Here is a 1,824-nt window from a genome sequence, read left to right as displayed (position 1 = left end):
CGAGGTCGCCGTTCTTGCGCGTCTGCTGACCCGCCGTTTCGGCCCGCTCGATGACGCGACACGGTCGCGGTTGGAGCAGGGCACGCTCGAAGAGCTGGAGCGCTGGTCCGAACGGATCCTGGACGCCGGCAGTCTGGACGAGGTTTTCAGCGAGGGCTGACTTCCGCGCGATCTCCATCACGCACCGTTCCCTTCCCCGCGGTGGGAGCGGCGGCAGCCGCGAATCCAGCGGCTCCGCAACCCCACCGCCGATTCGCGGCTTCCTCCCCGACTTCCGCAACCTCGGCGTGCTGCCGCGCGTGTTGCTGCTGGTCAATCTGCTGGCGGTAGGGAACTAGGGGACAGACCCGAATTTCCTGCGACCCTCGATGGCTGCGGCTATTGCCACAATTCCCGGTCGGCGGCCTGCGCTCGAGTCGTCGAATACCTCGGCCAGACTCCCGGCCTCGAGCACGGCGTCACCCCAGCCCTCAAGATCGGTTTCGCTGAGAATCGCCGGCACCGACAGTGGTGCGATGGCGTCAGTCGGGAACCGTAGTACACTTGAATCAGCTACCCAATCTGCAATCTGACGCCAGTGTGCATCCATCCCGCACGCGCACGCCGTGGCAGCCGAGACCCATCCCATGAATCCGATCATCGATGCAAAGCGTGAACAGATCACCGAACTGTGCCGTGCGGTGGGGGTGCAGCGGCTCGACGTGTTCGGGTCTGTCACGCGTGACGACTTCGATGCGGCCGACAGCGACCTCGATTTTCTCGTTACGATAGGCGACAAGGCTGCGCCCGATTATGCCGAGGCATGGCTCACGCTGCATGAACGGCTAGAGAGCCTGCTGGGTCGCAAGATCGATCTGATCACTTTGGATGCACTGAGGAACCCATACTTCCGCGCGGAGGTGCTCAACACGCGCGCAAAGCTTTATGAAGCCTGAAACCTTGAAGTACGCTTGGGACGTGCAAAACGCGATCGACCTGATCGGACGATTCATCAATGGCAAGACCCTGCAGGATTATGAGCAAGACGCGATGCTCAAATCGGCGGTCGAAAGGCAGCTCGAGATCATCGGCGAGGCGTTGAATGGACTGTCGCGTCGAGATCCGGACACTGCCAGTCAAATAGCTGAGCTGCCAAGAATCGTTGCATTCCGCAACGCCCTGATTCACGGCTATGCCACAGTCGACGACAAGCTGGTTTGGGGTGTGGTCGAGGACAAACTACCCGCATTGCGGCAGACGATGTCCTCGATACAGCGCGACTCACCCCCTTGAAACCCCACCCCAACCACACCCCACCCCACCCCCCGTCACCCGCAAGCTCCCCGACTTCCGCAACCTCGGCGTGCTGCTGCGCGTGTTGCTGCTGGTCAACCTGCTGGCGGTGGCCACCGTGCTGGTGCGCGAGGCGGATGTGCACACGGTGCCGGCGGCGCTGCTGGTGATGGCCGGCGTCATCGAGCTGCCGCTGTTTCTGGCGGTGTTGCTGCTCTATCTGCTGCAGCCGGTGCTCAGGCGCCTGTCGTATCCGGCCGGGGTCGGGGTGGTGCTGGGCGTGGTCGCGGTCGTCAGCGTCGCGGTGTTCATGCTGCTGGGCGCGGACCAGGCCGCCACGCTCATGCGCTGGCTGCTGTGGGCCGTGCTCGCCGCCGCCGTCTGTCTGTTCTATTTCGACACCCGCAGCCAGCGCTTTTCGCCCGCGCTCATCGAGGCCCGGTTGCTCCAATGTGCCGGTCGCTGACACCCCCGCGCAACTCCCCCCTGTAGCAGCGGCGCAAGCCGCGAAACAAAGTGGGTGTTCGTTTATCTCTCTGTCATTTGCGCTGT

At 63.4% G+C, this 1,824-nt stretch carries 4 protein-coding genes; all 4 read left to right on the top strand.

Annotated features, from left to right (window positions below; all coding sequences use genetic code 11):
* On the top strand, positions 1 to 160 hold a 160-nt coding region (locus tag ACKVEX_RS16470), incomplete at its 5' end, for a DUF4351 domain-containing protein (RefSeq protein ID WP_473216826.1).
* A 466-nt stretch (positions 161 to 626) separates the two neighbouring features.
* The gene (locus tag ACKVEX_RS16465) at positions 627 to 935 is read left to right on the top strand and encodes a nucleotidyltransferase family protein (protein WP_473216825.1); all 309 of its coding nucleotides are present in this window, start codon (positions 627 to 629) and stop codon (positions 933 to 935) included.
* Positions 925 to 1,272, top strand: a complete 348-nt coding sequence (locus tag ACKVEX_RS16460) for a HepT-like ribonuclease domain-containing protein (protein ID WP_473216824.1) — start codon at positions 925 to 927, stop codon at positions 1,270 to 1,272. Before ACKVEX_RS16465 ends, ACKVEX_RS16460 begins: the two co-directional genes overlap by 11 nt.
* 70 nt (positions 1,273 to 1,342) lie before the next feature.
* Entirely contained in the window at positions 1,343 to 1,738 is a 396-nt protein-coding gene (locus ACKVEX_RS16455; protein ID WP_473216823.1) for a hypothetical protein, read from the top strand.
* Positions 1,739 to 1,824 lie beyond the last annotated feature (86 nt).

The sequence above is a fragment of the Denitraticella aggregata genome (genome assembly GCF_048158365.1).
GTDB lineage: Bacteria > Pseudomonadota > Gammaproteobacteria > Burkholderiales > Rhodocyclaceae > Azoarcus_F.
This window is presented reverse-complemented; position numbering and strand designations above follow the sequence as displayed.